Genomic DNA, 22,574 nt, shown 5'->3' on the forward strand with positions numbered 1-22,574 from the left:
TAAAATGGATCACAGGTTAAGTTCACCGCATCCTGCGGTGACACCTGTGTGACCTGCGTCGTGCAGGCCTTAGTTTGACTGACTACGCACATCGCTGTGCGATTTTATAAAAATGAATTAACAGGTACGTTTTGTCTTGTTTAGTTTTCAAAGATCATTTCGTTGCTTCTCAATGAAGCAGCTTTATTACTATAACATTTAGCTTCTGTTAAGTCAACAACTTTTTTCAAAGTGTTTAATGAAGCTTTTAGTTATGCCGGCTGTTTATCAGCGACGAATAATAATATATCACGGATATTATCAAAAGGTCAACAACAAATTTAAGCTGTATGTAAAGAGACATTTTATCGGTTATATTCAATCGGCCATGCTCATAAGATGTAACACAGGAATGATGGACAAGATAAGGAGGCATCATCAGTGAATCACTTCTATGTGTGGCACATTAAACGAGTGAAGCAATTTATTATTATACTTATCGCTGCATTCGCAGCAGCCAGTTTTTTTTACATTCAAAGAGCTGTCCCGCTTCCCGTGTTTTCAACTGACACTGGACCTAAAGCCATCTATAAAGGAGAAACGGATTCGAAGGACATCGCACTTACGTTTGATATCAGCTGGGGGGATAAGAAAGCAGAACCCATTCTTGACACCTTGAAAGCGAATGGGATTAAAAATGCGACATTTTTCCTTTCCGCTTCTTGGGCCGAACGCCACCCTGACACAGTGGCACGTATAGTGAAGGATGGTCATCAAATCGGGAGCATGGGGTACGCCTATAAAAACTATGCTAATTTAGAAAGCAGCGAAATCAAAAAGGACATTAACCGTGCACAAACCGCCTTTGGAAAGTTAGGAATCAAAGACATACAGCTATTAAGACCCCCTACCGGACAATTCAATCAGAATGTTCTAACGGTCGCAAAGCAATACAATTATACAGTTGTGCATTACAGTGTGAACTCTCATGATTGGACAAATCCCGGGGTTGATAAAATCATCAACAATGTGACCAAGCAAGTTTCCGGAGGAGACATCATTCTTTTACACGCCTCCGACTCGGCAAAACAAACAGAAGAAGCGTTACCCGATATCATCCACCAGCTGAAAGAAAAAGGATTAAAAAACGTAACCGTAGGTGATCTCATTGCAAATGCAGATGCCAAATCCGCAGAGGTAAAGTAATCACTTCGCTGCAAATTTTGGCAGCATCAGCAGTTGAAAAGCATTACACGCCATTAACGGGAAAAGCATTAAATAAAGCCAGTCCTCATCATTTACTCTTAGCGCAGGGAACCATTCTAATGCGGTAATCACAACCATTAGAAACAACGATGACACAAACGTTTTCTTAGAGGACTGCTTTTGCTTTATATAAGCTGTAATTACTCCAAAAATCAATAAAAACAAAGGTAACCACGCATAGCCAGCCAGCAAATCCCCGCTCTCTCCAAAAAATAAAAAACGCACATACATTAAATCAAAAGCAACAAACAGGATAAAAAACAGCTGAAGCAAGTTCCACATAGACGAGGACCTTAATATCTCAAGCGCAAACCGGTGAACTGTTAAAAACACAAAAAAACCCATTTGGCTGATTACACTGAATATCATGCCTACACCGATAAACCAAAATAAAACAGAGAAAATCTGTCCCGCTTCAAAAGCAAGAAACAGTCCCCTATATTCTCCCCATTTTAGAGCAAAACCCACAATACTCGTGATAACCGCTCCAACAGCTAAAATAGAAAAGAAAAAACGAACTAAACCACGGCTTTTCATTTCTTTATTCATCCCCTCAAAAATCGCAAAGGCGATATTTTGTTATGTATAAATCCAAACAGATGAATCATATTAAAAGTAAGACAAGTATGTGAAAGGAGCTTATGCATGTCAAAAGCCAAAATGCTATTGATGAGCTGTTTTTTGTTATTATCTGTAACAGCTTGCGCTCCAAAAGACCAAGCAGCGGATATGGACTATGATCAGACCAAAAAAATGGTTGTTGATATATTAAAAACTGATGACGGAAAGAAAGCGATTAAGGAATTATTAAACGATGATGCGATGAATGAAGCGCTGGTGATTGATCAAGATGCAATTAAAGGAACAATAGAAAAAACACTCACCTCTAAAAAAGGTGAAGAATTCTGGAAAAACATCTTTGAAGACACTGATTTTGCTCAAGGCTTTGCCAAAACTCTTCAGACAGAGCATGAGAAAGTGATTAAAAAACTGATGAAGGATCCGGATTACCAGAAGATGCTGATGGGCGTTATGCAGGATCCGGGCATGAACAAAAAGTATAGCGAACTGGCAAAAAGCCAAGAATTCCGCAGTTATTTAGAAGAGGTTATTAATGAGACACTTTCTAGTCCGCTTTACAAAAAACAGTTCGAAGATGAGCTAAAAAAAGCAGCAAAAGACACTGCCAAAGAAAGTGAATAAAGGGAGAGCCGGGATCTAGAATCCCGGTTCACCTTTTTTATACTTGCACTGACAATTTTGCAACTATATTTTTTGCAATGTCCTGATATATTTCTCCAATTGGATGATTTTCATCGTAAACAGACGGCGCAAATTGGTCCTGATTCCAATCAGGCTGTTTCAACGGGATTCTGCCGAGCAAAGGCACGTTGAGTTCCTCAGCTAGTTTATCTCCCCCGCCTTTTCCAAAGACATATTCTCTTTCCCCTGTCTTTGCACTTTCATAATAAGCCATGTTTTCTATGACACCAACGACCTCATGATCGGTTTTAATCGCCATAGAACCCGCTCTCGCTGCGACAAAAGCAGCTGTTGGATGCGGAGTCGATACAATGATTTCTTTGCAGCTTGGAAGCATAGTATGTACATCGAGAGCAACATCCCCCGTCCCAGGCGGAAGATCAAGAACGATATAATCTACTTCTCCCCACTCTACTTCGTGGAAAAAGTTGTTTAGCATTTTGCCAAGCATCGGCCCTCTCCACACGACCGGAGCATTTTCTTCTACGAAGAAGCCCATTGACATCACCTTTACCCCAAAGCGTTCAACAGGAAGCAGTTTCTCTCCTTCAATAGTAGGGCGCACAGTGATACCCATCATGTCCGGCACACTGAAGCCATAAATATCCGCATCAATTAAACCGACCTTTTTCCCAAGACGAGCCAGAGAAATAGCAAGGTTTACTGACACAGTTGATTTGCCTACGCCGCCTTTTCCGCTTGCTACAGCAAGAAAGACTGGTGGGTTATCCATATTTAACAATGTTTTTTTCTCAGCTGACGGCGCCCGGAATTTTGCAACCGTTTCTTCAGGCAGCTCTTCAAAACGAAGGCCGACCGTCTCAGCGCCTGCCCCTTTTAAGATGTTTACGATCTCTTGCTGAATCTGCATTTGTTCTGCAGTTCCGGTTTTTGCAAGAGCGACTTTTACACTAACATGCCGTTTTTCAGGCTTTATTTTAATTTCCTTAACGGCATCCAATTCTCCCAGAGGTCTTTGAAGAAAAGGTTCGCGCATTTCACCGACTAGTTTTCTTACTTCATCTTCTCTTATCATCGAACCTCACCCTTTTGTGTATTCGTTTACAAGCATTATTATATCATACATAAATGGCGGGTGTCTTATGCTTAGAACCTAAGAAAACCCTCCTTTACTCCGGAGGGTCTCCTTTTTCTGTGAAATATCGCAAAATGCCTTTATATATGGAAGATGCCACCTTGTCCTGATATTTCGACTTCCCGAGCAGCCTTGCTTCATTTGGATTGGATAAAAATCCGATTTCTACAAGCGCCCCCGGTTTGGTGACGTTTTGCATTAAGTAGATACCATGAATCCGCTTTGCTTTCCGAGTGGTGTTTTCCAAGTTTCTTCTCAACTCATCCTGAATGTATTTCGCGACTTTCTCATTTTCCGCAAATTTTCCATAATAGAAACTTTGGGCTCCGCTCCATTTTTGTGACGGAATCGCATTGAGGTGAATGCTGATATAGAGTTCAGCCTCTGAATGGTTTATTAAATGAACTCGCTGCCTTAAGTCCTCCGCTTTTCGTCTGCTGTAGCCCTTCGTTCCTTCTGGAGCGAGATCAGTATCACTTTCTCTGGTCATGATGACAAGCGCGCCTTGTTCTTGAAGATAATCCCTGACTCTAAAGGCCACTTCCAGGGTTACATCCTTCTCTAACAGCTTTCCGCCGACTGCTCCGCCGTCGGGCCCGCCATGACCTGGATCCAAATAAATAATTTTCCCGCTCAAGGGCAGACTCCACGGCTTCCAAGAATCGTTATCGCTGAACTGATACTTGAATAGAAATAGTAATACGATGAAGCCTAGCAAAAAACCAAGCCATTTAAGCTTTTTCCTCATCCCTTCCCCTCCCGCTTGTCCGTTACTACATAACTATGGGACAGGGCAGGGAAATATGATTAACGCATGCGAAGCTTACACTGTTTTTCTCGTTGGACAAACCCCTCTGTCCACCAGTCTTTAATGAACTTGCGTGCTGCTTCGTATACCGTATTTTTATCAAATGCTGCGTATTGCTCGTGTGTCCAATTATAGAGATAATCAAAAAACTCCATACGAAGCTCTTCTTCTTCTCTTGCAGAGCGGGCACTGATGCTTTGCATGGATTCTCCGTAATAACCGAATATCCCAAATCGCCCGCCTAACAAATAGGCTTCTATCGCAAAATCAATACAGCCTTCGGTAATAATATCTCTTTCATCATGTAGGAATGGAAATAATGGTTCCAAACAGTCCTTAACAGACTGGATAATTTGTCTCAGAGAGAGTTCTTTGAGCAAGTTCTTTTCTAATTCAAAATCCTTTTGGCGTTTCACATCCATAAAAGACAGTACTTCTGCCATACAATTCACTCTCCTTTTACCGGTTATTTTGAGGTTTGGGTGGTGAATCAATGCCCGAATTCGATTGGAAATTCGCCCAAATGAAGGTGCCGAATCGATAATAAGGAGAGGAATAGCAGCTTTCCGCAGATCCAGAACGAACGTTCCTGTTAGTGGTTATTAAAAAAGCAGCCCTTTAACAGGTCGCTGCTTTTTCATAATTTCACGCTTCTTGTTGCAGAATATGTATGAATATACTGGTCCAATACAAACCCGCCTTTATCTTCATAAAAACCTGTGACGATAAAACCGGCATCAATTTGGCCTTTGATTTGGTCTTCTAGAGAATGGCCGAATTCCAGAGCCTCCTGATTTTCAATCAATTTTTTCACTTTATGTTTTGGGAGATCTTCTGAGTCGGCATATGGAATGGAGTGTTTGACTTTTAAAATCCCTTGCTGTTCCAATTCAACATCAAACAGGAACACGACTGGATTTACAAACCCTGAAATGAGAGCGCCGTTTCTTTTCAGCACACGGTGCGCTTCCTTCCATACCGGGAGAACATTCTCAACAAAAACATTGGCAACAGGATGTACAATAACATCAAAAGATTCATCCTTAAACTGACTGAGATCGTCCATGCTTCCTTTGACAGTATGTATTGTGAGACCGTCGCGCTTAGCAACCATTCTATCCTGATCCAGCTGTTTCTCCGAATTATCCAATACAGTGACATCCGCTCCTGCAGCTGCTAAAATCGGGCCTTGCTGGCCGCCACCTGATGCTAAACAGAGTACTTTCAGTCCGTTGACAGGGGGAAACCAATCCCTCGGTACATCTTTCATTGGTGTTACCCTTATATCCCAATTGCCTGTTTTCGCTTGTTCGATGACATGCTGATCAACAGCAACAGTCCATTCATTGCCTGTTTCTACTTTTTGATCCCAGGCTTTGCTATTATGGTTTATTAACGCATTCATGAATCGTTCTCCTTACTTTAATGTATAGAGTATAACAAATATTTCTAGGTTGTTATCGCTTTCCCTTTGTATATCTAGAAAAAAGTTCATAAAAACGCAAAAAAATCACAAAGGAAATGTGATTTTTTTGGCCAGTGAATATCATATCATTTTTTTGAATCATATAAGTGGCAAAACACTTGGTGCTGCTTGGACATATTGCTTAGCATCAGCATCTTTGTTTTGCATTGCTCCATGACAGCAGGGCATCTGGTATGAAATGGACAGCCGGCAGGCGGATTTGAAGGGCTAGGCAAATCACCTTTAAGCAAGATGCGTTCCTTTCTGCGATGCGGGTCTGGGATCGGGACAGCTGACAGCAACGCTTTTGTATACGGGTGCTTCGGATTCTGTATAATTGAATCGCGATCGCCAACTTCAACCAGTTTGCCAAGATACATCACACCTATACGGTCACTTATAAAATCAACGACACTTAAATCATGTGCTATAAACAAATAGGTTAAACCAAATTCCTTCTGCAGGTCCTTCATCAGGTTAAGTATCTGCGACTGAATCGATACATCGAGTGCGGAAACAGCCTCATCGGCAATAATTAGTTTCGGATTAACAGCAAGAGCCCGGGCGATTCCGATTCTTTGCCTTTGCCCGCCGCTGAATTCATGCGGAAAACGACTGCCGTGCTGGCGGGACAGCCCCACTGTATCCAAAAGCTGATGCACTTTTCTTTCACGTTCAGAAGAAGTCATGAGTCCATGAACAATCAACGGTTCTTCTATGATTTCTTTCACTCTCATTCTGGGATTCAATGAGGCATAAGGATCTTGAAACACCATTTGAAAATCTTTACGCAAATTACGCACGTCTTTCTCATTCATTTTCGTAATATCCTGTCCGTTAAACAGAATACTGCCTTCTGTCGGCTCCAGTAGCTTCATTAACATCCGTCCGGTTGTCGACTTTCCGCATCCGCTCTCTCCGACAAGGCCGAAAGTTTCTCCGCGATTAATAGTAAATGATATATCATCCACCGCTCTCACGGGCTTTGATTTTTTAAAAAGGCCGGATGAATCTGCAAAGATTTTTTTCAAGTGTTTCACTTCAACTAAAGGCTCATCATTCATATGCTTGCCCCTCCTTTCCCTCATTTTCATTCAGCCAGCATCGGCTTGTTCTTCCTTCCCCCACGTTTAGCAACGGCGGCTCTTTTTTCAGGCATTTATCAAAGACAAACGGACAGCGTGATGCAAATTTGCATCCGGCCGGCCAATCCTCTGCCATCGGGACATTTCCTTGGATAGAATGCAACCGTTCCTGTCGCCTTCCGATACGAGGGATGGATTCCAGCAGCCCTTTTGTATACGGATGCTTTGGATCATCAAACAGATCATAAACCGAGCCTTGTTCTACAATTCTCCCTGCATACATTACAGCCAGTCGGTCACACGTTTCAGCGATGACGCCAAGATCATGTGTGATCAACAATATCGATGTGCCGTGTTTCTCCTGCATATCTTTCATGACATCTAGTATTTGGGCTTGAATCGTCACATCAAGCGCTGTCGTAGGTTCATCGGCGATTAATAATTTAGGCGAGCAAGACATGGCCATGGCGATCATGACGCGCTGCCTCATTCCTCCGGACAATTGGTGAGGGTACTGCTGTAAAATTTCATCAGCCCTTGAAATACCGACTTGTGTCAGCATTGAAACTGCATGTTGATCCGCTTTCTTGCGTGAATAATTGAGGTGCTTTTTAATCGCCTCTCTTAGCTGATTCCCTATCGTTAAAACAGGGTTTAATGAAGTCATCGGCTCTTGAAATATCATGGCGATCTCATTCCCCCTCAGTTCCCGTACTTCTTTTTCTAAGAGAGCTAATAGGTCTCTGCCGTCAAAATGAATCGATCCGCCGACGACTTTTCCCGGTGTGTCTTTTAACAGTTTCATAATGGATAAAGAGGTGACGCTTTTTCCGCTCCCGGATTCACCGACAATACCCAGAATCTCACCTTCGTTTATCGTAAAATCAACTCCGTCAACTGCAGGAATTTCCTTACCGTTTACAAAAAAGCTCGTCCGTAGCTGATTGACGTTTAATATCGGTTTCATTCATTTACCTCCTAATCCTTTATCTTAGGATCAAGCGCGTCCCGGAGTCCGTCACCAAGCAGATTAAAAGCTAAAACGGTGAGAAAGATTGCAAGGCCCGGAAAAATCGTCACATGCGGAGCTGTGTTTAAGTAGTTGTGCCCATCACTCAGCATAGCGCCCCATTCAGGAGTAGAGGGATCTGCTCCTAATCCTAAAAAACTAAGTCCTGCCGCTATTAAAATAGCGGAACCGATTCTCATTGTGAAATACACGATAATCGTTGAGAATGTACCCGGCAAGATGTGTTTAAGAATAATGCGTGTATTTTTAGCACCTGTTGATTTTGCCGCTTCCACATACAGGCTTGATTTCATATCCAGTACACTGCTTCGAACAATCCGCGCAAATACAGGCACACTGAATATAGCAACTGCAAAGACCACATTCATTAAACCTGTTCCAAGGATTGCGATAATGCCGATGGCCAGCAGCATTCCCGGAAAAGCTAATAAAATATCGCAAAATCTCATAATCAAACTATCAATCCACTTACCAAAATAGCCGCTTATAATGCCAAGTGCACTCCCGGCTAAAGCTCCCAAGAAAACAGAAGACAAGCCAACAAACAACGAAATTCTGGCTCCTACTAAGATCCTGCTGAAGATATCCCTTCCGTATGCATCAGTCCCCGCCAAATGAGCCGCTGAAGGCTTTAAAAATAATTGGCCATAATCTACTTTTGCAGGGTCGTATGGCACAAAATACTGGCCGAATAATGCAACAAGAAATAATAGTAAAAGAAATACAGCGGATATCATCGATACTTTTTGTTTCTTAAAAGAAATCCAAAAATCGTGTAATCTGTTGCTTTTCGCCGGCTTCTCAACATGCTTTACCTCCATTTGAAATCCTCCTTCCTATGATCCGTAGCGTACTCTCGGGTTCAGCCAGCCATATAATAAATCAACAATTAAATTAATGAGTAGAAATTCAAAAGAAAATAATAAAAGTTCAGCTTGTATAACCGGATAATCCCTTGACACAATTGAATTAATTAATAGACGTCCCAGTCCAGGCCAGCTGAATAATGTTTCTGTAATAATTGATCCGCTCAGCATAAACCCGAACTGTAATCCAGTCATCGTGACTACCGGAATCATTGCATTTCTGAAGGCATACTTCATAAGAACCGTATATTCATGCAGGCCTTTGGCTCTGCTCGTCCGGATATAATCATTCTTTAACACATCCATGACTGCAGATCTTGTAAAGCGGGCAATGATAGCTGCAACTCCTGCTCCTAACGTAATAGAAGGGAGTATATAATGTTGCCAAGAGTCCATCCCCCCTGTAGGAAGCCAGCCTAACTGAACGGAAAATAACTGCATAAGCATAAGCCCCAGCCAGAAAGAAGGAATGGATATCGCAGAAACAGCAAAAATCATTGTGGCATGATCCTGCCACTTGTTTCTTTTGACAGCTGAAACTAAGCCGATCGGAATTCCGAATAGCAGTGACCAAAACATGCTGACAACTGTCAGCCAAAATGTCGGCATAAACCGCTCAGACAGCATCTCTGCCACAGGTCTTCCTGCCTGAATAGAGGTTCCCAGATCTCCTTGAAAGAGATTGGACATATATGAAATGTATTGTTGATATAAAGGCTGATCCAAGCCATATTTCTCTCTAACTAATTTGATTTCATCCATTGTTGCATCACTGCCTGCGATTAACCGGGCAGGGTCTCCGGGAATCATATGCACGAACATAAAGACAATGACAGTAATAATGAACAAAAGAGGAATCATCAGCAATAAACGGTTGATTGAGTATTTTATCATTAGGCGCCCTCCTTGACTTCAATAAAAGGAGGCTGACCCACATGAGTCTGCCTCCGGAACACGCTGGATTGGAGTCACCCAAGCGAGCATTATTTTTTTTCAGCCCCGCGAACATCCATCACACCTGATGGCTGCATCACCACTCCATCTACACTGTCTTTTTTCGCATAAATCAAATCTGGTACAGCAAGGAAAACCCACGGAGCATCTTCCCAAATCTGTCGCTGTGCCTTTCCATATAATTCTTTGCGTTTCGCCGTGTCAGAAGTTTGTAACGCTTGGTTCAGAAGACTGTTTACAGTACCACTTTGATAGTAAGACGTGTTATAAGAATTCGGCGGGAATGCTTCTTCTCCGCCAAAGACTGGGCGGAGACCCCAGTCGGCATCGCCGGTAGACGGAGACCATCCACCATTATAAAGCTCTAGATCAGCATCTTTCGCATTTGTAACGCCCCAGATTTTATCCCCTATTGTACCGCTTTCCATAGGAACTGTTTTTAATGTAATTCCTACTTTATCAAGCTGCTGCTTATAAAATTCCATCATTTTAACCTTATCAGAGCTGTTTCCGCCCCAGATTGTTGCCTCAAACCCATTTGGATAGCCCGCTTCTTTTAAAAGCTGCCTTGCTTTTTTGATGTTATATTCGTATGGTGTTTGTTCAGCGTAAAACTGTGTATCAGGTGCAATAGATGACTTCGCTTCAGAAGCATATCCGTTATATACAACTTTCAGGAAAGCTTCTTTATCAATTGCATAGTTAATAGCCTGGCGGACTTTCACATCATTAAAAGGCTTTTTCATTGTATTCATTGAAAAGTACTTCACAATTAAAGACGGCTTTGTAACCAGTGACAGTCCGTCGGTGTTCTCAATCGTTTTTGTATCTGTCGGAGGTACCGGATAGATAAAGTCAGCTTCTCCTGTTTGAAGCATCGCAATTCGTGCCCCATTTTCAGGAACAGGCTTAAAGACAATGTTATGTACCTTTGGAAGGTTCTTGTTCCAGTAATCTTTATTGGCAGTTAATTTAAGATATTCGCCGTGCTGCCATTTTTCTAATGTAAATGGTCCTGTTCCGACCGGGTGCTGTGATACTTTGTCGCCATATTTTTTAATCGCATCAGGACTGATCATCATAGCTGCCGGATGGGCAAAGTTGTTGATCATCGCCGCAAATGGCTTACTTAAAGTAATACGCACGGTATCATCATCTATTACTTTCGTTTCCTTTACTAACTCAAATAAACTATGTCGTTTTAGCTTGGAGTCAGGATCGGCAAGACGGTCAATGTTTGTTTTTACCGCTTGGGCATTAAAGGCCGTTCCGTCTTGGAACTTGATTCCTTTCTTCAGCTTGAACGTAAACTCAGTCGAGTCTTTGTTCACTTCATAGCTTTTGGCTAGCACAGGAATGACTTTGTTATCCTTATCAAAGCCTAAAAGTCCTTCCATCATAGCTGATTCAGCCGTATAAGAGGCATTATCGTTTGTATCATGAGGATCAAGCGTTGTCACATCACTTTCTAAAGCAACCGTGAATGTATCACTTGATGAACCCGTACTTTCTGAGGCTTTATTATTTTTATCGTCGTTACCGCATGCTGCTAAGAAAATACTGGCTATAAGTACAAATGATAAGCTGAATATAAACCGCTTTTTCACTTTAAACCCCCCGTATAAAATTGTTAAAATTTAAACTAATTGAACAATAGTGTATACTACAAGAGAAGCGAGATATTGTCAATAATGCGGATAAGTTTAATAAGCTTTATGGCAGTCTGCAGTAGAGTCAGTTGGAAGGAATGATTTTAGATGAAACCTGTTATCGGCATATCAGGAAGTATCATTATTGATCAAGGCGGGCGTTTCCCAGGTTATAAGCGTGCCTATGTGAATGATACATACGTTCAATCTGTTTTAGATGCGGGAGGCGTCCCTTTTATCGTACCAGTCGTAAATGATGAAGAAACAATCAATCAGATGATACAGCAAATAGATGGGCTTGTGATGTCTGGAGGACATGATGTTAACCCACTCCTTTACGGTGAGGAGCCTCTTGCTAAGCAAGGTTCAGTTTTCCCCGAGCGAGATGAATTTGACCAATTACTAATAAAAAAAGCCATTGCTGCCGGCAAGCCCGTATTTGCTATTTGCAGAGGATTGCAAATTTTGAATGTCGCGTTTGGCGGCTCTATTTATCAGGATCTGTCTTATATGGAGAATGCATCTATTAAACATGATCAGTACAATAATACCGAGGTACCCACTCATACCATTGATATTGAAACGGGTACACACCTTCATTCTGTATTTGGTGATACAGCGCTGGTCAATTCGTTCCATCACCAAGCGATTAAAGATGTGGCTCCCGGGTTTCTCATATCTGCCCGGGCACGGGATGAAGTCATTGAAGCAATTGAAATGGAAAACGGCACATTTGTGCTTGGGGTTCAGTGGCATCCAGAAATGTTGACAAAAGGGTACCCGCTCATGCTGAAGCTATTCGAAACTTTAGTGGAGAAAGCCAAACAGCAAAAAATGGCCGTATTATAAAGTAAAAAGCAGAAGCACTCATATAGAGGCTTCTGCTTTTTTAAACAATTTATAAAAGCTCCCAACACAAGGTCGAGAGCTTTTGAAAACGCAAAATTAACGTTTTGAGAACTGAGGTGCACGACGAGCGCCTTTAAGACCGTATTTTTTACGTTCTTTCATACGAGCGTCACGAGTCAGAAGACCTGCACGTTTAAGTGTTGCACGGTATTCTGGATCTGCTTCAAGCAAAGCACGAGCGATACCATGACGGATTGCTCCAGCTTGACCAGATAAGCCGCCTCCATGTACGTTTACTAAAACATCATAAGTGCCAGCTGTTTCAGTCAAAGTTAATGGTTGTTTGATATCTTCGATTAGAGCTGGAGATGGGATGTGCTCGCTGATTTCACGATTATTAACGACGATACGACCTTCTCCTGGAACTAAGCGCACACGCGCTACAGAACTTTTACGACGGCCAGTACCGTAATATTGAACCTGTGCCAAATTGGTAACCTCCTTTTTAATTAACCGCGAAGTTCGTAAACTTCAGGTTTTTGTGCTTCATGTGGATGCTCAGAACCACGGTATACGTTCAATTTTTTGAACATTTGACGACCTAGAGAACCTTTTGGAAGCATGCCTTTGATAGCAAGCTCAAGCATTTTCTCAGGGTAGTTTGTACGCATTTCAAGAGCAGTTCTTGATTTTAATCCGCCTGGATGTTGAGTGTGACGGTAGTAGATTTTGTCAGTTAACTTTTTACCAGTTAACTCGATTTTTTCAGCGTTGATGATGATCACATGATCTCCTGTATCAACGTGTGGTGTGTAAGTTGGTTTGTGTTTTCCGCGAAGGATAGCTGCAACTTCTGAAGAAAGACGGCCTAAAGTCTTGCCAGCAGCATCAACAACTAACCACTTGCGTTCAATAGTACTTGCGTTAGCCATAGGTGTTGTACGCATTGAATTTCCCTCCTAAATGATCTGTCATTTTCAATAAACTTCGATTACGTTCTATTTCACAACACAATAAGTTCCGGGGCTTATCGTGGGGTTGAAATACATACCATATGATATCTTATAACTTTATGCAGACTCTGTCAAGAAAATATTATACACCTGGTTTAGTTGTCATAGTAAACGTTCCATAAATATAGCCCATGCCCCGGTGCTGTACGCCCTGCCGCTTCGCGATCCTTCGCTGCCAGCATGGATTTCACATCATCGGGAGAAATTTTTCCAATACCTGCATCAAGCAAAGTACCCGCAATAATTCTGACCATATTATATAAGAAACCGCTGCCTGTGATCCGCATTTGCAGGCCGTCATCCGTCTCAGTCCAATCAAGTTCGTAAATCGTTCTTACCTTGTCCTGCACTTCTGTTTTAGCCGCGCAAAAGCTCGTGAAATCATGTGTGCCTATAAGATGCTTTGCCGCTTCTCTCATGCTCTGCACATTTAGTTGATATGAAAAATGGTAAGCGTAATGCCGTTTAAATACGTCCGGGTGTTTCTCCGTATATACAAAGTAGCGATATTCTTTTTTAACTGCGCTAAATCGTGCATGGAACCCATCATCCGCAATTTCTGCCTGTTTGACTGCGATATCGTCCGGAAGCAGTGCATTTAAAGCATATGGCCATCTCTCCGCCGGAATAGACAGCGGAGTATCAAAATGAATCACCTGTCCTGCTGCATGAACCCCGCTATCTGTTCTTCCTGATGAAACGACCGAAATTCTGTCTTTCGACTTATGAAGGACAGCCAAAGCCTTCTCCAGTTCATCCTGAACCGTTCTTTTGCCCGGCTGCACCTGATACCCATTAAACAAATGTCCGTCATAAGAAATTGTGCATTTCAATCTCATACAGCACCTCTACGTTCTTAAGAAAAATAACAAAGCAGCCAAAACCATCAAGCTCACAATGACAGAAGTGTCTTTTCCTGTCCATACAAGCTTTCTGTATTTCGTACGTCCCTCTCCGCCTTGATAGCCCCTGGCTTCCATTGCCACAGCAAGCTCTTCGGCGCGTTTGAATGCACTGACGAAGAGAGGGACAAGAAGCGGGACAATAGCCTTCACTCTGTCTTTGACAGGTCCGCTTGTAAAATCAACGCCCCGCGCCATCTGAGCCTTCATGATCTTATCCGTCTCCTCCATCAAGGTCGGGATAAACCGCAAAGAAATTGACATCATAAGAGCAAGCTCGTGAACAGGAAGCTTTATTTTTTTCAATGGATTCAGCAGCTGCTCCATTCCATCGGTAATCTCAATCGGTGTTGTCGTCAGCGTTAATAAGGTTGTCATAAAAATCAAATAGACGAATCTAAGAGAAATGAATATCCCTTGAGCCAAACCGCCCTCATAGACTTTGAAAACGCCTAATTGAAAAATAACCGGTCCTTCATGTGTCATTAAAATGTGAAGAATGAACGTAAAGAGGACAATCCAGATGATTGGCTTTAGGCCTTTCATTAAAAAAGAGAAAGGAACTCTAGTTAAAGAAACGACGCCTACAGTAAATAATCCAAGCAGCGCATATGTCTGTACATTATTGGCTAGGAATACGATGCAGACAAATAAAAAGATCGTAATGAGTTTTGTTCTGGGATCAAGCCGGTGTACAAGTGAGAAACCCGGTACATACTTGCCGATAATCATGCTGTCCATCATAAGGGCTTTTCCCCCTGGAAAAGTGCACGGATTTCAGCAGCGGCATCTTCCATTGTGAGCATAGGCTCTTTAAATCTGACGCCAAGTGCAGCTTCCAGCTGCCTTTGGAATTTTATCGTTTCCGGAAGATCCAGCCCCCAGCCAGCCATCTCTTCACCTTTTAAAAACAAATCATGCGGACTGCCTGATGCCTGTATCGTTCCTTTATGCATGACGATCATTTCATCAGCGTATGCAGCCGCATCCTCCATACTGTGTGTTACAAGAACCGTCGTCAGGTTTCCTCGTTGATGAAGCTCATAAAACATGTCCATAATCTCTTTTCGCCCTCTTGGGTCCAATCCTGCAGTCGGTTCATCCAAAACAAGCACTTCAGGATCCATTGCAAGTACGCCGGCAATTGCAACTCTGCGCATTTGCCCCCCGCTTAATTCAAAAGGCGATCTGTCCAAAAGCTCATCTGATAAACCTACAAGCTTCAGAATCTCTCTGGCTTTTTGTTCAGCATCCTCTTTTTTCACACCAAAATTCATCGGTCCGAACGATATATCTTTGAGAACTGTTTCTTCGAATAATTGATGCTCCGGAAATTGGAAAACGATTCCGACTTTTTTACGAAGGGTTTTCAGCTCTTTATTCTTTCTCCCTGCCTGAATGACAGTGCTACCTAGTGATATCTGTCCCTTCGTCGGCTTCAGAAGACCATTCAGGTGCTGAAGAAGAGTGGACTTGCCAGAGCCTGTATGCCCAATAACGGCTACGTAGCTGCCTTCTTTAATCGATGCATTGATATCATACAATGCAAGGCGCTCAAACGGCGTCTTCATCTGATAACGATGTTCTACATCTTTGATCGTAATGTCCATAGCTCTTTCACCAGCCCTTCCTGAGTCAAATGATTTTCTTCCAATGCCAGTCCATTTTCTCTTAAAAGCTGGCTAAGCTGGAATGAGAAGGGTAAATCAAGCCCAATTCGAACAAGTTCTTTATTCAATTTGAAAATTTCTTCAGGCAGCCCTTCGGCATATTTCTTACCGTCATTCATCACAATGATCCTGTCTGCTTTTGCTGCCTCATTCAGATCATGTGTGATGGATATGACAGTCGCCATGCCCTGGCCCTTTAAATGTCTTACCGTCTCTAGCACTTCTTCTCGCCCAATCGGGTCAAGCATGGATGTTGCTTCATCTAAGATAATAATATCAGGACGTGCGGCAATAACCCCCGCAATCGCAACTCTCTGCTTTTGGCCTCCGGAGAGATGGTGCGGCTCTTGATCGAGAAAATCTTGCATGTTCACCTGTTTTACTGCCCAGTCTACTCTCTCAATCATTTCTTCGCGCGGTACACCATTGTTTTCTAAACCAAAAGCCACATCATCGCGAACAGTCGTTCCGACAAATTGGTTATCCGGATTTTGAAAGACCATACCTATCTTCTTTCGCACTTCCCAAACCGATTCCTCTGTCAATTGAATCCCGGCAACCTCGATATTGCCTGATTCAGGAAGGATTAAACCATTCAATGCCCGGGCCAGTGTTGATTTCCCTGAACCATTATGACCTACAATTGCAAGCCATTCACCCTCATACACCTGCAGGGAGACGCCGTCAAGTGCCCGTCTTTCTGCGTCTTTCCGATATCGAAAAACGATATCCTCTACCGATATCAACTGATTTTGATTCATGGAAAACCGGCCTCCTCTCAGCTCATGCTCTGCTTTTCTCTTTATATAAAAAAGTTGCAGTATCTAAAAAAAGGGCATAGATCCAGTTAGAAACTGTCCCGCCCTTCTTTAGACACACAAAAATATGTGATTAAACCAATTCGATAATTGCCATTGGTGCTCCGTCACCACGGCGAGGACCAAGCTTCATAATACGTGTGTATCCACCTTGGCGCTCCTCGTAACGAGTTGCAATGTCAGAGAATAATTTTTGAAGTGCATCTTGGTTATTTTCTTCGTTAGCAACCTCGTTGCGGATGTATGCAGCAGCTTGACGGCGAGCGTGAAGATCACCGCGTTTGCCAAGCGTGATCATTTTTTCAACTACAGAGCGAAGTTCTTTCGCACGTGTTTCAGTTGTTTCGATTCTTTCGTTGATGATCAAATCAGTTGTAAGATCACGAAGCATAGCTTTACGCTGTGCACTCGTACGTCCTAGTTTTCTGTATGACATGTGATGTCCCCTCCTTTATTGAAATGCTGTTTCTGAATAATAAACACACGAAAATCCTAGTTCACAAGGGAAACTAGTCAATCGTCTTTGCGAAGTCCGAGTCCAAGTTCTTCTAGTTTCGCTTTCACTTCTTCAAGTGATTTCCGTCCTAGATTGCGAACTTTCATCATATCTTCTTCCGTCTTGTTCGCAAGCTCTTGAACCGTGTTAATACCCGCACGCTTTAAGCAGTTGTAAGAGCGAACAGAAAGATCCAATTCTTCAATTGTCATTTCAAGAACTTTCTCTTTTTGATCTTCTTCTTTTTCAACCATGATTTCAGCATGCTGAGCTTCGTCAGTTAAACCAACGAATATATTAAGGTGTTCAGTTAAAATCTTTGAACCAAGCGCAATAGCTTCTTTCGGTCCAGTGCTTCCATCAGTCCAAACATCAAGTGTAAGTTTATCATAGTTTGCAACTTGGCCTACACGAGTGTTCTCTACCTGATAAGATACACGAGAAACTGGCGTATAGATAGAATCGATCGGAATCACGCCGATTGGCTGATCGTCTCTCTTGTTTGCGTCAGCAGGCGTATACCCACGTCCTCTTTGAGCAGTAAGGCGAACTCGGAAACTCGCATTCTCACCAAGAGTCGCGATATGAAGATCAGGATTTAAGATCTCTACATCACTATCGTGTGTAATATCAGCTGCCGTTACAGTTCCTTCACCCTGTACATCAATTTCTAGCGTCTTCTCTTCATCAGAGTAGATTTTCAATGCAAGCTTTTTAATGTGTAAGATAATCGTTGTAACATCTTCCACAACGCCTTCAATTGTCGAGAATTCGTGCAGTACACCATCTATCTGGATTGATGTTACAGCGGCACCAGGGAGTGAGGATAAGAGGATACGACGTAAGGAGTTACCCAGAGTTGTACCATATCCACGCTCAAGTGGCTCTACGACAAACTTACCAAATTTGGCATCGTCGCTGATTTCAACCGTTTCGATTTTTGGTTTTTCAATCTCGATCATTACTTAAAACCCTCCTTCAAAACGTCGAAACCTCGAATAGAATCATATGAGATTCCATCCGAAATTCCCCATTGTTTAGTCCCGTATGTGCTCAGGCAACGAGTCGGTGCATTCGTTTCATAAATAACTGTATCATAACCCATTATTGACAGGGACACAAAATCTATACAAACAAATTACACGCGGCGACGTTTTGGTGGACGGCATCCGTTATGAGGAACAGGAGTTACGTCTCTGATAGCAGTGACTTCTAGTCCAGCAGCTTGAAGTGCACGGATTGCAGCTTCACGGCCTGAACCAGGGCCTTTAACAGTAACCTCAAGTGTTTTAAGACCATGTTCGATTGAACCTTTAGCAGCTGTTTCTGCAGCCATTTGCGCAGCAAAAGGAGTAGATTTACGAGAACCTCTGAATCCTAAAGCTCCGGCACTTGACCAAGAAAGAGCATTGCCATGAGTGTCAGTGATCGTAACGATCGTGTTATTGAAAGTTGAACGAATATGAGCAATTCCAGACTCAATATTCTTTTTCACGCGACGTTTACGCGTGTTAGATTTACGAGCAGCAGCCATTGTTTAAGAACCTCCCTTACTTATTTTTTCTTGTTAGCTACAGTACGACGCGGACCTTTACGAGTACGCGCATTGTTTTTAGAGTTTTGTCCGCGAACAGGTAATCCTCTGCGATGACGGATTCCGCGGTAGCTTCCGATTTCGATCAGACGTTTGATATTAAGAGAAACTTCACGGCGAAGGTCACCTTCTACTTTCAGTTTGTCAATAATATCACGGATTTTACCAAGTTCTTCTTCAGTAAGATCGCGCACACGAGTATCTTCTGAAACTCCAGCTTCTTTTAAAACTTGCTGAGCCGTTGTGCGGCCAATTCCGAAGATGTAAGTTAAAGAAATAACAACACGTTTGTCACGTGGGATATCTACACCAGCAATACGAGCCATTCTCTGGGCACCTCCTTATAAATTATCCTTGTTTTTGTTTATGCTTTGGATTTTCACAGATCACCATTACTTTTCCTTTTCTGCGAATAACTTTACATTTTTCGCAGATTGGTTTAACTGATGGTCTCACTTTCATGTGTTTCCAACCTCCTTCAGTTTCCGGAGTGCTTTATTTGTAACGGTACGTAATCCTGCCACGAGTTAAGTCATATGGAGATAATTCTACCGTAACTTTGTCTCCAGGTAAAATGCGAATGAAGTGCATGCGGATTTTACCAGATACGTGAGCCAAAACAGTGTGGCCATTTTCAAGTTCAACTTTGAACATCGCGTTTGGCAGTGTTTCGACTATCGTACCTTCCACTTCAATTACATCGTCTTTCGCCATTCAAGTGTTCTCCCTTCTTCAAATCAGTAACTTGCTTTCTGACAAATTTCAAAAGAAGTTTGTCACACGCCCTGTTTCGTTTATACTGTTCTGAACTTCCGGAGATACGCAATCATAAAGGGTTAAATGATTGATATTCTTTTTCTTAGGAGAATGTAATGTACGCTTTTCTCCGTCTGCTGTTAGTACATTGATGATGGTCAAAAATCCCAATGACAACGACAAGATGAATTCGGTCCTGCCAATGTTCATCCAAACTTTCTGCCCTATCAAGCTGGAAAAACATCTGTCTTCGGAATTATTTCATCACCTAGACTCTCGTCAGTATATCAAAACCCGTTTCCGTAATCGCAATCGTATGTTCAAAATGAGCACACTTTTTCCCATCTACCGTTACAACCGTCCAGTTATCAGCCAATGTTTTCACGTAGCGGCTGCCAGCGTTCACCATAGGTTCAATAGCGAGAACCATGCCAGGTTTAAGCCGTGGTCCTTTGTTGGGCGGACCGTAATGAGGAATTTGCGGGTCCTCATGCAAGTCTTGACCAACACCATGTCCGACATACTCCCTAACAACTGAAAACTGCTCATTTTCGACATACGTTTGTATTGCGTGGGAAATATTCGACAAACGTTCACCTGGTTTTGCTTCCTGCAAGCCTTTATATAAAGACTCCTCTGTTACTTCCAGAAGTTTTTTGTCATCATCACTGATGTTTCCTACCGGATATGTCCATGCAGAGTCACCATGATAACCATTTAATTTAGCACCGATATCAATACTGATGATGTCTCCGTCCTTTAGCACCCTGCTGCCAGGAATGCCGTGAACGAGTTCTTCATTAACTGATACGCAAATGCTCCCGCGAAACCCATTATACCCCTTAAAAGATGGGATTGCACCCTGCTTCTTAATAAAACGTTCGGCAATTTGATCCAATTCTTTTGTCGAGATTCCTGGTTTAATGTGCTTTTTTAACTCTTCATGAGTTAAAGCCACGATTCGCCCTGCTTCCCGCATGATATCAAGTTCACGTGGGGTTTTACAGATAATCATTTTTTTAATCCTCCAAGAAGATCCTTCACATCTGCATAAACGTCTTGAATGTCCTGTTGGCCATTCACGTTTGCAAGATAACCTTTCTCAGAATAGAAATCGAGTAAAGGCTGAGTTTGCTTCATGTTTACCTCAAGCCGTTTAGAGACGGTTTCCTCATTATCATCTGCCCGTTGATAGAGTTCGCCTCCGTCTTTATCACAAACACCCGGCGTTTTCGGTGGATTAAAGATTAAATGATAGGTTGTGCCGCAAACACTGCAAATTCTGCGTCCAGTCAGACGTTCCATTAGAGCGTCTTTGTCGACTTCAATGTTAATGACATAATCAATCGGCTTGCCATATTCCTCAAGAATTTCTTCAAGAGCTTCAGCTTGAGCGACTGTTCGCGGAAATCCGTCCAGAAGAAAACCTCTTTCACAATCATCTTTGCCAAGTCTTTCTTTGACAATTCCGATTGTGACTTCGTCAGGTACGAGCTCTCCCTTATCAATATAAGATTTTGCTTCGAGTCCGAGTGGCGTTTCTTCTTTCATAGCAGCACGGAACATATCTCCTGTTGAGATATGAGGAATCCCATAATCCTCAACAATTCGTTCGCCCTGTGTACCTTTACCGGCACCAGGAAGCCCCATTAAGACTAAGTTCATTCGGATTTCCCCCGTCCTCTCTTTATTAAGAGGGAATGGATAAATCCATTTCCTCTAGTTTTTCATAAATCCACGGTAGTTTCGTTTCACCAACTGGCTTTCTAGTTGTTTCATTGTCTCCAAGGCTACCCCGACAACAATTAACAAAGATGTTCCGCCAATTTGTGCACTTTGAGGCAATCCAGCGAATTGAATGAAAAAGATAGGAAGAATGGAAATCACGGCTAAGAATATAGAACCCACAAACGTAAGTCGATACAAAATGCTCGTAATTCTATCTTGAGTCATTTTCCCTGGACGAACCCCCGGGATATAGCCACCCTGTTTTTTAAGGTTATCAGCCATTTGTTCAGGATTGACCTGTACAAAAGCATAAAAGTACGTAAAGGCAATAATCAACGCAACATATATCGCCATACCCACCGGATGCGTATTATCAAAGTAGTTTTGAATCCACTTTGTCACATCGTTTGTTCCAAAGAATGACGCGATCGTCCGCGGCGTTATCAAAAACGCAACCGCAAAGATTACCGGAATAACCCCTGCAGGATTCACTTTCAATGGAAGGTGTGTAGACTGACCTCCGCCAGCAGGTGAACGACCTGTGCCTTTAGCATATTGAATTGCAATTTTCCGTACGGCTTGCTGAATGAAAATAACTCCAACAATAACTGCTAAAATCGCAATCACAAGAAGTGCGATTTTCACAATATGAATAAACAACTGATCGTTGCTGCCGACAAATTGAGTCTCATATATTTGTCCAATTGTTTTTGGAATACTAGCCACAATCCCCGCGAAGATAATGATCGATATTCCGTTGCCTACTCCATGAGTCGTAATTTGTTCTCCAAGCCACATTAAAAAGGCAGTTCCGCCAGTGAGTACTAAAGCAATGATGAGATATGTCGATATACCGGATTTTTCGATCAGCATACCGTTTGCCAGATTGTTGAATCCGTAAGACATACCTAACGCCTGGATGAAACCAAGCACAATCGTAAAGTACCTTGTGAACTGAGCTAATTTACGGCGGCCAACTTCACCTTGCTTAGACCACTCGGTAAACTTCGGCACAACATCCATCTGAAGCAGCTGAATGATGATCGAAGCTGTGATATAAGGAGTAATTCCCATTGCAAAAATGGAAAATTGGTAAAGCGCACCGCCGCCAAATGTATTAAGGAGATCAAAAACACCCATTTGAGACTGTGCCTGTAACACTTCAGCGTTAACATAAGGCACAGGAATAAACGCACCTATGCGAAAGACGATAAGCATGAGTAAAGTGAATATGATTTTATTCCTGATATCACTCACACGCATAAAGTTGGAGATTGTTTTAAACAA

General features: G+C 42.4%; 28 protein-coding genes. 3 read left to right on the forward strand and 25 right to left on the reverse strand.

Annotated elements, in window-relative coordinates; genetic code table 11:
• Positions 1-420: 420 nt before the first annotated feature.
• Positions 421-1,185, forward strand: coding sequence for a polysaccharide deacetylase family sporulation protein PdaB (gene pdaB / locus MOF34_RS03160; RefSeq protein WP_019713071.1), 765 nt, complete (start codon positions 421-423; stop codon positions 1,183-1,185).
• Here the strand turns inward: pdaB and kbaA are convergent, their stop codons facing one another.
• Positions 1,186-1,782 carry a KinB-signaling pathway activation protein gene (gene kbaA, locus MOF34_RS03165; protein WP_268398498.1) on the reverse strand — a complete coding sequence of 199 codons (597 nt, stop codon included), beginning with the start codon at positions 1,780-1,782 and terminating at the stop codon, positions 1,186-1,188. It lies immediately after the preceding gene.
• Between the two features lie 108 nt (positions 1,783-1,890).
• On the opposite strand from kbaA, the gene gerD reads away from it, so the two are divergent.
• Positions 1,891-2,448: a spore germination lipoprotein GerD gene (gene gerD, locus MOF34_RS03170; protein ID WP_014112358.1), complete on the forward strand. Its 558-nt coding sequence runs from the start codon at positions 1,891-1,893 to the stop codon at positions 2,446-2,448.
• A gap of 37 nt (positions 2,449-2,485) precedes the next feature.
• Here the strand turns inward: gerD and salA are convergent, their stop codons facing one another.
• The 9 genes from salA to MOF34_RS03215 all read right to left on the reverse strand — a co-directional run bounded on the left by salA (position 2,486) and on the right by MOF34_RS03215 (position 11,419).
• Positions 2,486-3,544, reverse strand: a complete 1,059-nt coding sequence (salA, locus tag MOF34_RS03175; protein ID WP_268398500.1) for an iron-sulfur carrier protein/transcriptional regulator SalA — start codon at positions 3,542-3,544, stop codon at positions 2,486-2,488.
• Between the two features lie 94 nt (positions 3,545-3,638).
• On the reverse strand, positions 3,639-4,352 hold the full coding sequence (gene cwlD / locus MOF34_RS03180; protein WP_019713068.1) for an N-acetylmuramoyl-L-alanine amidase CwlD: 714 nt from the start codon (positions 4,350-4,352) through the stop codon (positions 3,639-3,641).
• Positions 4,353-4,411: 59 nt separating this feature from the next.
• Positions 4,412-4,855: a YbaK family protein gene (locus MOF34_RS03185; RefSeq protein WP_019713067.1), complete on the reverse strand. Its 444-nt coding sequence runs from the start codon at positions 4,853-4,855 to the stop codon at positions 4,412-4,414.
• A gap of 194 nt (positions 4,856-5,049) precedes the next feature.
• Positions 5,050-5,817: a class I SAM-dependent methyltransferase gene (locus MOF34_RS03190; protein ID WP_019713066.1), complete on the reverse strand. Its 768-nt coding sequence runs from the start codon at positions 5,815-5,817 to the stop codon at positions 5,050-5,052.
• Positions 5,818-5,963: 146 nt separating this feature from the next.
• Complete coding sequence (locus tag MOF34_RS03195) at positions 5,964-6,941, reverse strand: dipeptide ABC transporter ATP-binding protein (RefSeq protein ID WP_268398502.1); 978 nt, start codon at positions 6,939-6,941, stop codon at positions 5,964-5,966.
• Positions 6,934-7,929 carry an ABC transporter ATP-binding protein gene (locus MOF34_RS03200; RefSeq protein ID WP_268398504.1) on the reverse strand — a complete coding sequence of 332 codons (996 nt, stop codon included), beginning with the start codon at positions 7,927-7,929 and terminating at the stop codon, positions 6,934-6,936. The genes MOF34_RS03195 and MOF34_RS03200 overlap by 8 nt, the downstream gene beginning before the upstream one ends.
• 11 nt (positions 7,930-7,940) lie before the next feature.
• Entirely contained in the window at positions 7,941-8,813 is an 873-nt protein-coding gene (locus MOF34_RS03205) for an ABC transporter permease subunit (RefSeq protein ID WP_268398505.1), read from the reverse strand.
• Positions 8,814-8,828: 15 nt separating this feature from the next.
• Positions 8,829-9,752 carry a glutathione ABC transporter permease GsiC gene (gene gsiC / locus MOF34_RS03210; protein ID WP_268398507.1) on the reverse strand — a complete coding sequence of 308 codons (924 nt, stop codon included), beginning with the start codon at positions 9,750-9,752 and terminating at the stop codon, positions 8,829-8,831.
• A gap of 89 nt (positions 9,753-9,841) precedes the next feature.
• Positions 9,842-11,419 carry a glutathione ABC transporter substrate-binding protein gene (locus MOF34_RS03215; RefSeq protein WP_268398508.1) on the reverse strand — a complete coding sequence of 526 codons (1,578 nt, stop codon included), beginning with the start codon at positions 11,417-11,419 and terminating at the stop codon, positions 9,842-9,844.
• Positions 11,420-11,569: 150 nt separating this feature from the next.
• Here MOF34_RS03215 and MOF34_RS03220 point away from each other — a divergent pair, with 150 nt between their 5' ends.
• A complete protein-coding gene (locus MOF34_RS03220; protein ID WP_268398510.1) occupies positions 11,570-12,310 on the forward strand; it encodes a gamma-glutamyl-gamma-aminobutyrate hydrolase family protein in 741 nt (246 codons plus the stop codon).
• Between the two features lie 96 nt (positions 12,311-12,406).
• Here the strand turns inward: MOF34_RS03220 and rpsI are convergent, their stop codons facing one another.
• From rpsI to secY, 15 genes are all read right to left on the reverse strand, one after another.
• On the reverse strand, positions 12,407-12,799 hold the full coding sequence (gene rpsI, locus MOF34_RS03225) for a 30S ribosomal protein S9 (protein ID WP_003225846.1): 393 nt from the start codon (positions 12,797-12,799) through the stop codon (positions 12,407-12,409).
• Positions 12,800-12,819: 20 nt separating this feature from the next.
• Positions 12,820-13,257 carry a 50S ribosomal protein L13 gene (gene rplM, locus MOF34_RS03230; RefSeq protein WP_003241966.1) on the reverse strand — a complete coding sequence of 146 codons (438 nt, stop codon included), beginning with the start codon at positions 13,255-13,257 and terminating at the stop codon, positions 12,820-12,822.
• A gap of 161 nt (positions 13,258-13,418) precedes the next feature.
• The gene (truA, locus tag MOF34_RS03235) at positions 13,419-14,162 is read right to left on the reverse strand and encodes a tRNA pseudouridine(38-40) synthase TruA (protein ID WP_019713063.1); all 744 of its coding nucleotides are present in this window, start codon (positions 14,160-14,162) and stop codon (positions 13,419-13,421) included.
• Positions 14,163-14,171: 9 nt separating this feature from the next.
• Positions 14,172-14,969, reverse strand: coding sequence for an energy-coupling factor transporter transmembrane component T family protein (locus MOF34_RS03240; protein ID WP_019713062.1), 798 nt, complete (start codon positions 14,967-14,969; stop codon positions 14,172-14,174).
• Positions 14,966-15,835 (reverse strand): energy-coupling factor ABC transporter ATP-binding protein, encoded by an 870-nt coding sequence (locus tag MOF34_RS03245; protein WP_268398513.1) that lies wholly within the window; start codon positions 15,833-15,835, stop codon positions 14,966-14,968. The genes MOF34_RS03240 and MOF34_RS03245 overlap by 4 nt, the downstream gene beginning before the upstream one ends.
• On the reverse strand, positions 15,811-16,656 hold the full coding sequence (locus tag MOF34_RS03250) for an energy-coupling factor ABC transporter ATP-binding protein (RefSeq protein WP_268398515.1): 846 nt from the start codon (positions 16,654-16,656) through the stop codon (positions 15,811-15,813). Before MOF34_RS03250 ends, MOF34_RS03245 begins: the two co-directional genes overlap by 25 nt.
• Positions 16,657-16,786: 130 nt before the next feature.
• Positions 16,787-17,149, reverse strand: a complete 363-nt coding sequence (rplQ, locus tag MOF34_RS03255) for a 50S ribosomal protein L17 (RefSeq protein ID WP_003225836.1) — start codon at positions 17,147-17,149, stop codon at positions 16,787-16,789.
• 77 nt (positions 17,150-17,226) lie between these two features.
• Complete coding sequence (locus MOF34_RS03260) at positions 17,227-18,171, reverse strand: DNA-directed RNA polymerase subunit alpha (RefSeq protein WP_003225835.1); 945 nt, start codon at positions 18,169-18,171, stop codon at positions 17,227-17,229.
• A 176-nt stretch (positions 18,172-18,347) separates the two neighbouring features.
• On the reverse strand, positions 18,348-18,743 hold the full coding sequence (gene rpsK, locus MOF34_RS03265) for a 30S ribosomal protein S11 (protein ID WP_010332782.1): 396 nt from the start codon (positions 18,741-18,743) through the stop codon (positions 18,348-18,350).
• A 20-nt stretch (positions 18,744-18,763) separates the two neighbouring features.
• Positions 18,764-19,129: a 30S ribosomal protein S13 gene (rpsM, locus tag MOF34_RS03270; RefSeq protein WP_003235095.1), complete on the reverse strand. Its 366-nt coding sequence runs from the start codon at positions 19,127-19,129 to the stop codon at positions 18,764-18,766.
• A gap of 22 nt (positions 19,130-19,151) precedes the next feature.
• The gene (rpmJ, locus tag MOF34_RS03275) at positions 19,152-19,265 is read right to left on the reverse strand and encodes a 50S ribosomal protein L36 (RefSeq protein ID WP_003156543.1); all 114 of its coding nucleotides are present in this window, start codon (positions 19,263-19,265) and stop codon (positions 19,152-19,154) included.
• A 33-nt stretch (positions 19,266-19,298) separates the two neighbouring features.
• Positions 19,299-19,517 (reverse strand): translation initiation factor IF-1, encoded by a 219-nt coding sequence (gene infA, locus MOF34_RS03280; protein ID WP_003156508.1) that lies wholly within the window; start codon positions 19,515-19,517, stop codon positions 19,299-19,301.
• A 310-nt stretch (positions 19,518-19,827) separates the two neighbouring features.
• A complete protein-coding gene (gene map / locus MOF34_RS03290) occupies positions 19,828-20,574 on the reverse strand; it encodes a type I methionyl aminopeptidase (RefSeq protein ID WP_019713059.1) in 747 nt (248 codons plus the stop codon).
• The gene (locus tag MOF34_RS03295) at positions 20,571-21,224 is read right to left on the reverse strand and encodes an adenylate kinase (protein WP_019713058.1); all 654 of its coding nucleotides are present in this window, start codon (positions 21,222-21,224) and stop codon (positions 20,571-20,573) included. Before MOF34_RS03295 ends, map begins: the two co-directional genes overlap by 4 nt.
• A 54-nt stretch (positions 21,225-21,278) precedes the next feature.
• Complete coding sequence (gene secY, locus MOF34_RS03300) at positions 21,279-22,574, reverse strand: preprotein translocase subunit SecY (RefSeq protein WP_019713057.1); 1,296 nt, start codon at positions 22,572-22,574, stop codon at positions 21,279-21,281.

The sequence above is a fragment of the Bacillus sp. T17B1 genome, assembly GCF_026796395.1.
Classification (GTDB): Bacteria; Bacillota; Bacilli; order Bacillales; family Bacillaceae; genus Bacillus; species Bacillus spizizenii_A.

Excerpts from the sequence above, each read along its gene's own strand:
- truA (WP_019713063.1), bottom strand. The coding sequence starts at position 14,162 with ATGAGATTGAAATGCACAATTTCTTATGACGGACATTTGTTTAATGGG.
- MOF34_RS03190 (WP_019713066.1), bottom strand. The coding sequence starts at position 5,817 with ATGAATGCGTTAATAAACCATAATAGCAAAGCCTGGGATCAAAAAGTA.
- MOF34_RS03240 (WP_019713062.1), bottom strand. The coding sequence starts at position 14,969 with ATGATGGACAGCATGATTATCGGCAAGTATGTACCGGGTTTCTCACTT.
- gerD (WP_014112358.1), top strand. The coding sequence starts at position 1,891 with ATGTCAAAAGCCAAAATGCTATTGATGAGCTGTTTTTTGTTATTATCT.
- map (WP_019713059.1), bottom strand. The coding sequence starts at position 20,574 with ATGATTATCTGTAAAACCCCACGTGAACTTGATATCATGCGGGAAGCA.
- MOF34_RS03195 (WP_268398502.1), bottom strand. The coding sequence starts at position 6,941 with ATGAATGATGAGCCTTTAGTTGAAGTGAAACACTTGAAAAAAATCTTT.
- rplM (WP_003241966.1), bottom strand. The coding sequence starts at position 13,257 with ATGCGTACAACACCTATGGCTAACGCAAGTACTATTGAACGCAAGTGG.
- MOF34_RS03205 (WP_268398505.1), bottom strand. The coding sequence starts at position 8,813 with ATGGAGGTAAAGCATGTTGAGAAGCCGGCGAAAAGCAACAGATTACAC.
- kbaA (WP_268398498.1), bottom strand. The coding sequence starts at position 1,782 with ATGAAAAGCCGTGGTTTAGTTCGTTTTTTCTTTTCTATTTTAGCTGTT.
- MOF34_RS03250 (WP_268398515.1), bottom strand. The coding sequence starts at position 16,656 with ATGAATCAAAATCAGTTGATATCGGTAGAGGATATCGTTTTTCGATAT.
- MOF34_RS03200 (WP_268398504.1), bottom strand. The coding sequence starts at position 7,929 with ATGAAACCGATATTAAACGTCAATCAGCTACGGACGAGCTTTTTTGTA.
- MOF34_RS03220 (WP_268398510.1), top strand. The coding sequence starts at position 11,570 with ATGAAACCTGTTATCGGCATATCAGGAAGTATCATTATTGATCAAGGC.
- infA (WP_003156508.1), bottom strand. The coding sequence starts at position 19,517 with ATGGCGAAAGACGATGTAATTGAAGTGGAAGGTACGATAGTCGAAACA.
- MOF34_RS03260 (WP_003225835.1), bottom strand. The coding sequence starts at position 18,171 with ATGATCGAGATTGAAAAACCAAAAATCGAAACGGTTGAAATCAGCGAC.
- MOF34_RS03295 (WP_019713058.1), bottom strand. The coding sequence starts at position 21,224 with ATGAACTTAGTCTTAATGGGGCTTCCTGGTGCCGGTAAAGGTACACAG.
- salA (WP_268398500.1), bottom strand. The coding sequence starts at position 3,544 with ATGATAAGAGAAGATGAAGTAAGAAAACTAGTCGGTGAAATGCGCGAA.
- rpmJ (WP_003156543.1), bottom strand. The coding sequence starts at position 19,265 with ATGAAAGTGAGACCATCAGTTAAACCAATCTGCGAAAAATGTAAAGTT.
- rpsM (WP_003235095.1), bottom strand. The coding sequence starts at position 19,129 with ATGGCTCGTATTGCTGGTGTAGATATCCCACGTGACAAACGTGTTGTT.
- cwlD (WP_019713068.1), bottom strand. The coding sequence starts at position 4,352 with ATGAGGAAAAAGCTTAAATGGCTTGGTTTTTTGCTAGGCTTCATCGTA.
- MOF34_RS03245 (WP_268398513.1), bottom strand. The coding sequence starts at position 15,835 with ATGGACATTACGATCAAAGATGTAGAACATCGTTATCAGATGAAGACG.
- MOF34_RS03185 (WP_019713067.1), bottom strand. The coding sequence starts at position 4,855 with ATGGCAGAAGTACTGTCTTTTATGGATGTGAAACGCCAAAAGGATTTT.
- gsiC (WP_268398507.1), bottom strand. The coding sequence starts at position 9,752 with ATGATAAAATACTCAATCAACCGTTTATTGCTGATGATTCCTCTTTTG.
- rplQ (WP_003225836.1), bottom strand. The coding sequence starts at position 17,149 with ATGTCATACAGAAAACTAGGACGTACGAGTGCACAGCGTAAAGCTATG.
- rpsK (WP_010332782.1), bottom strand. The coding sequence starts at position 18,743 with ATGGCTGCTGCTCGTAAATCTAACACGCGTAAACGTCGCGTGAAAAAG.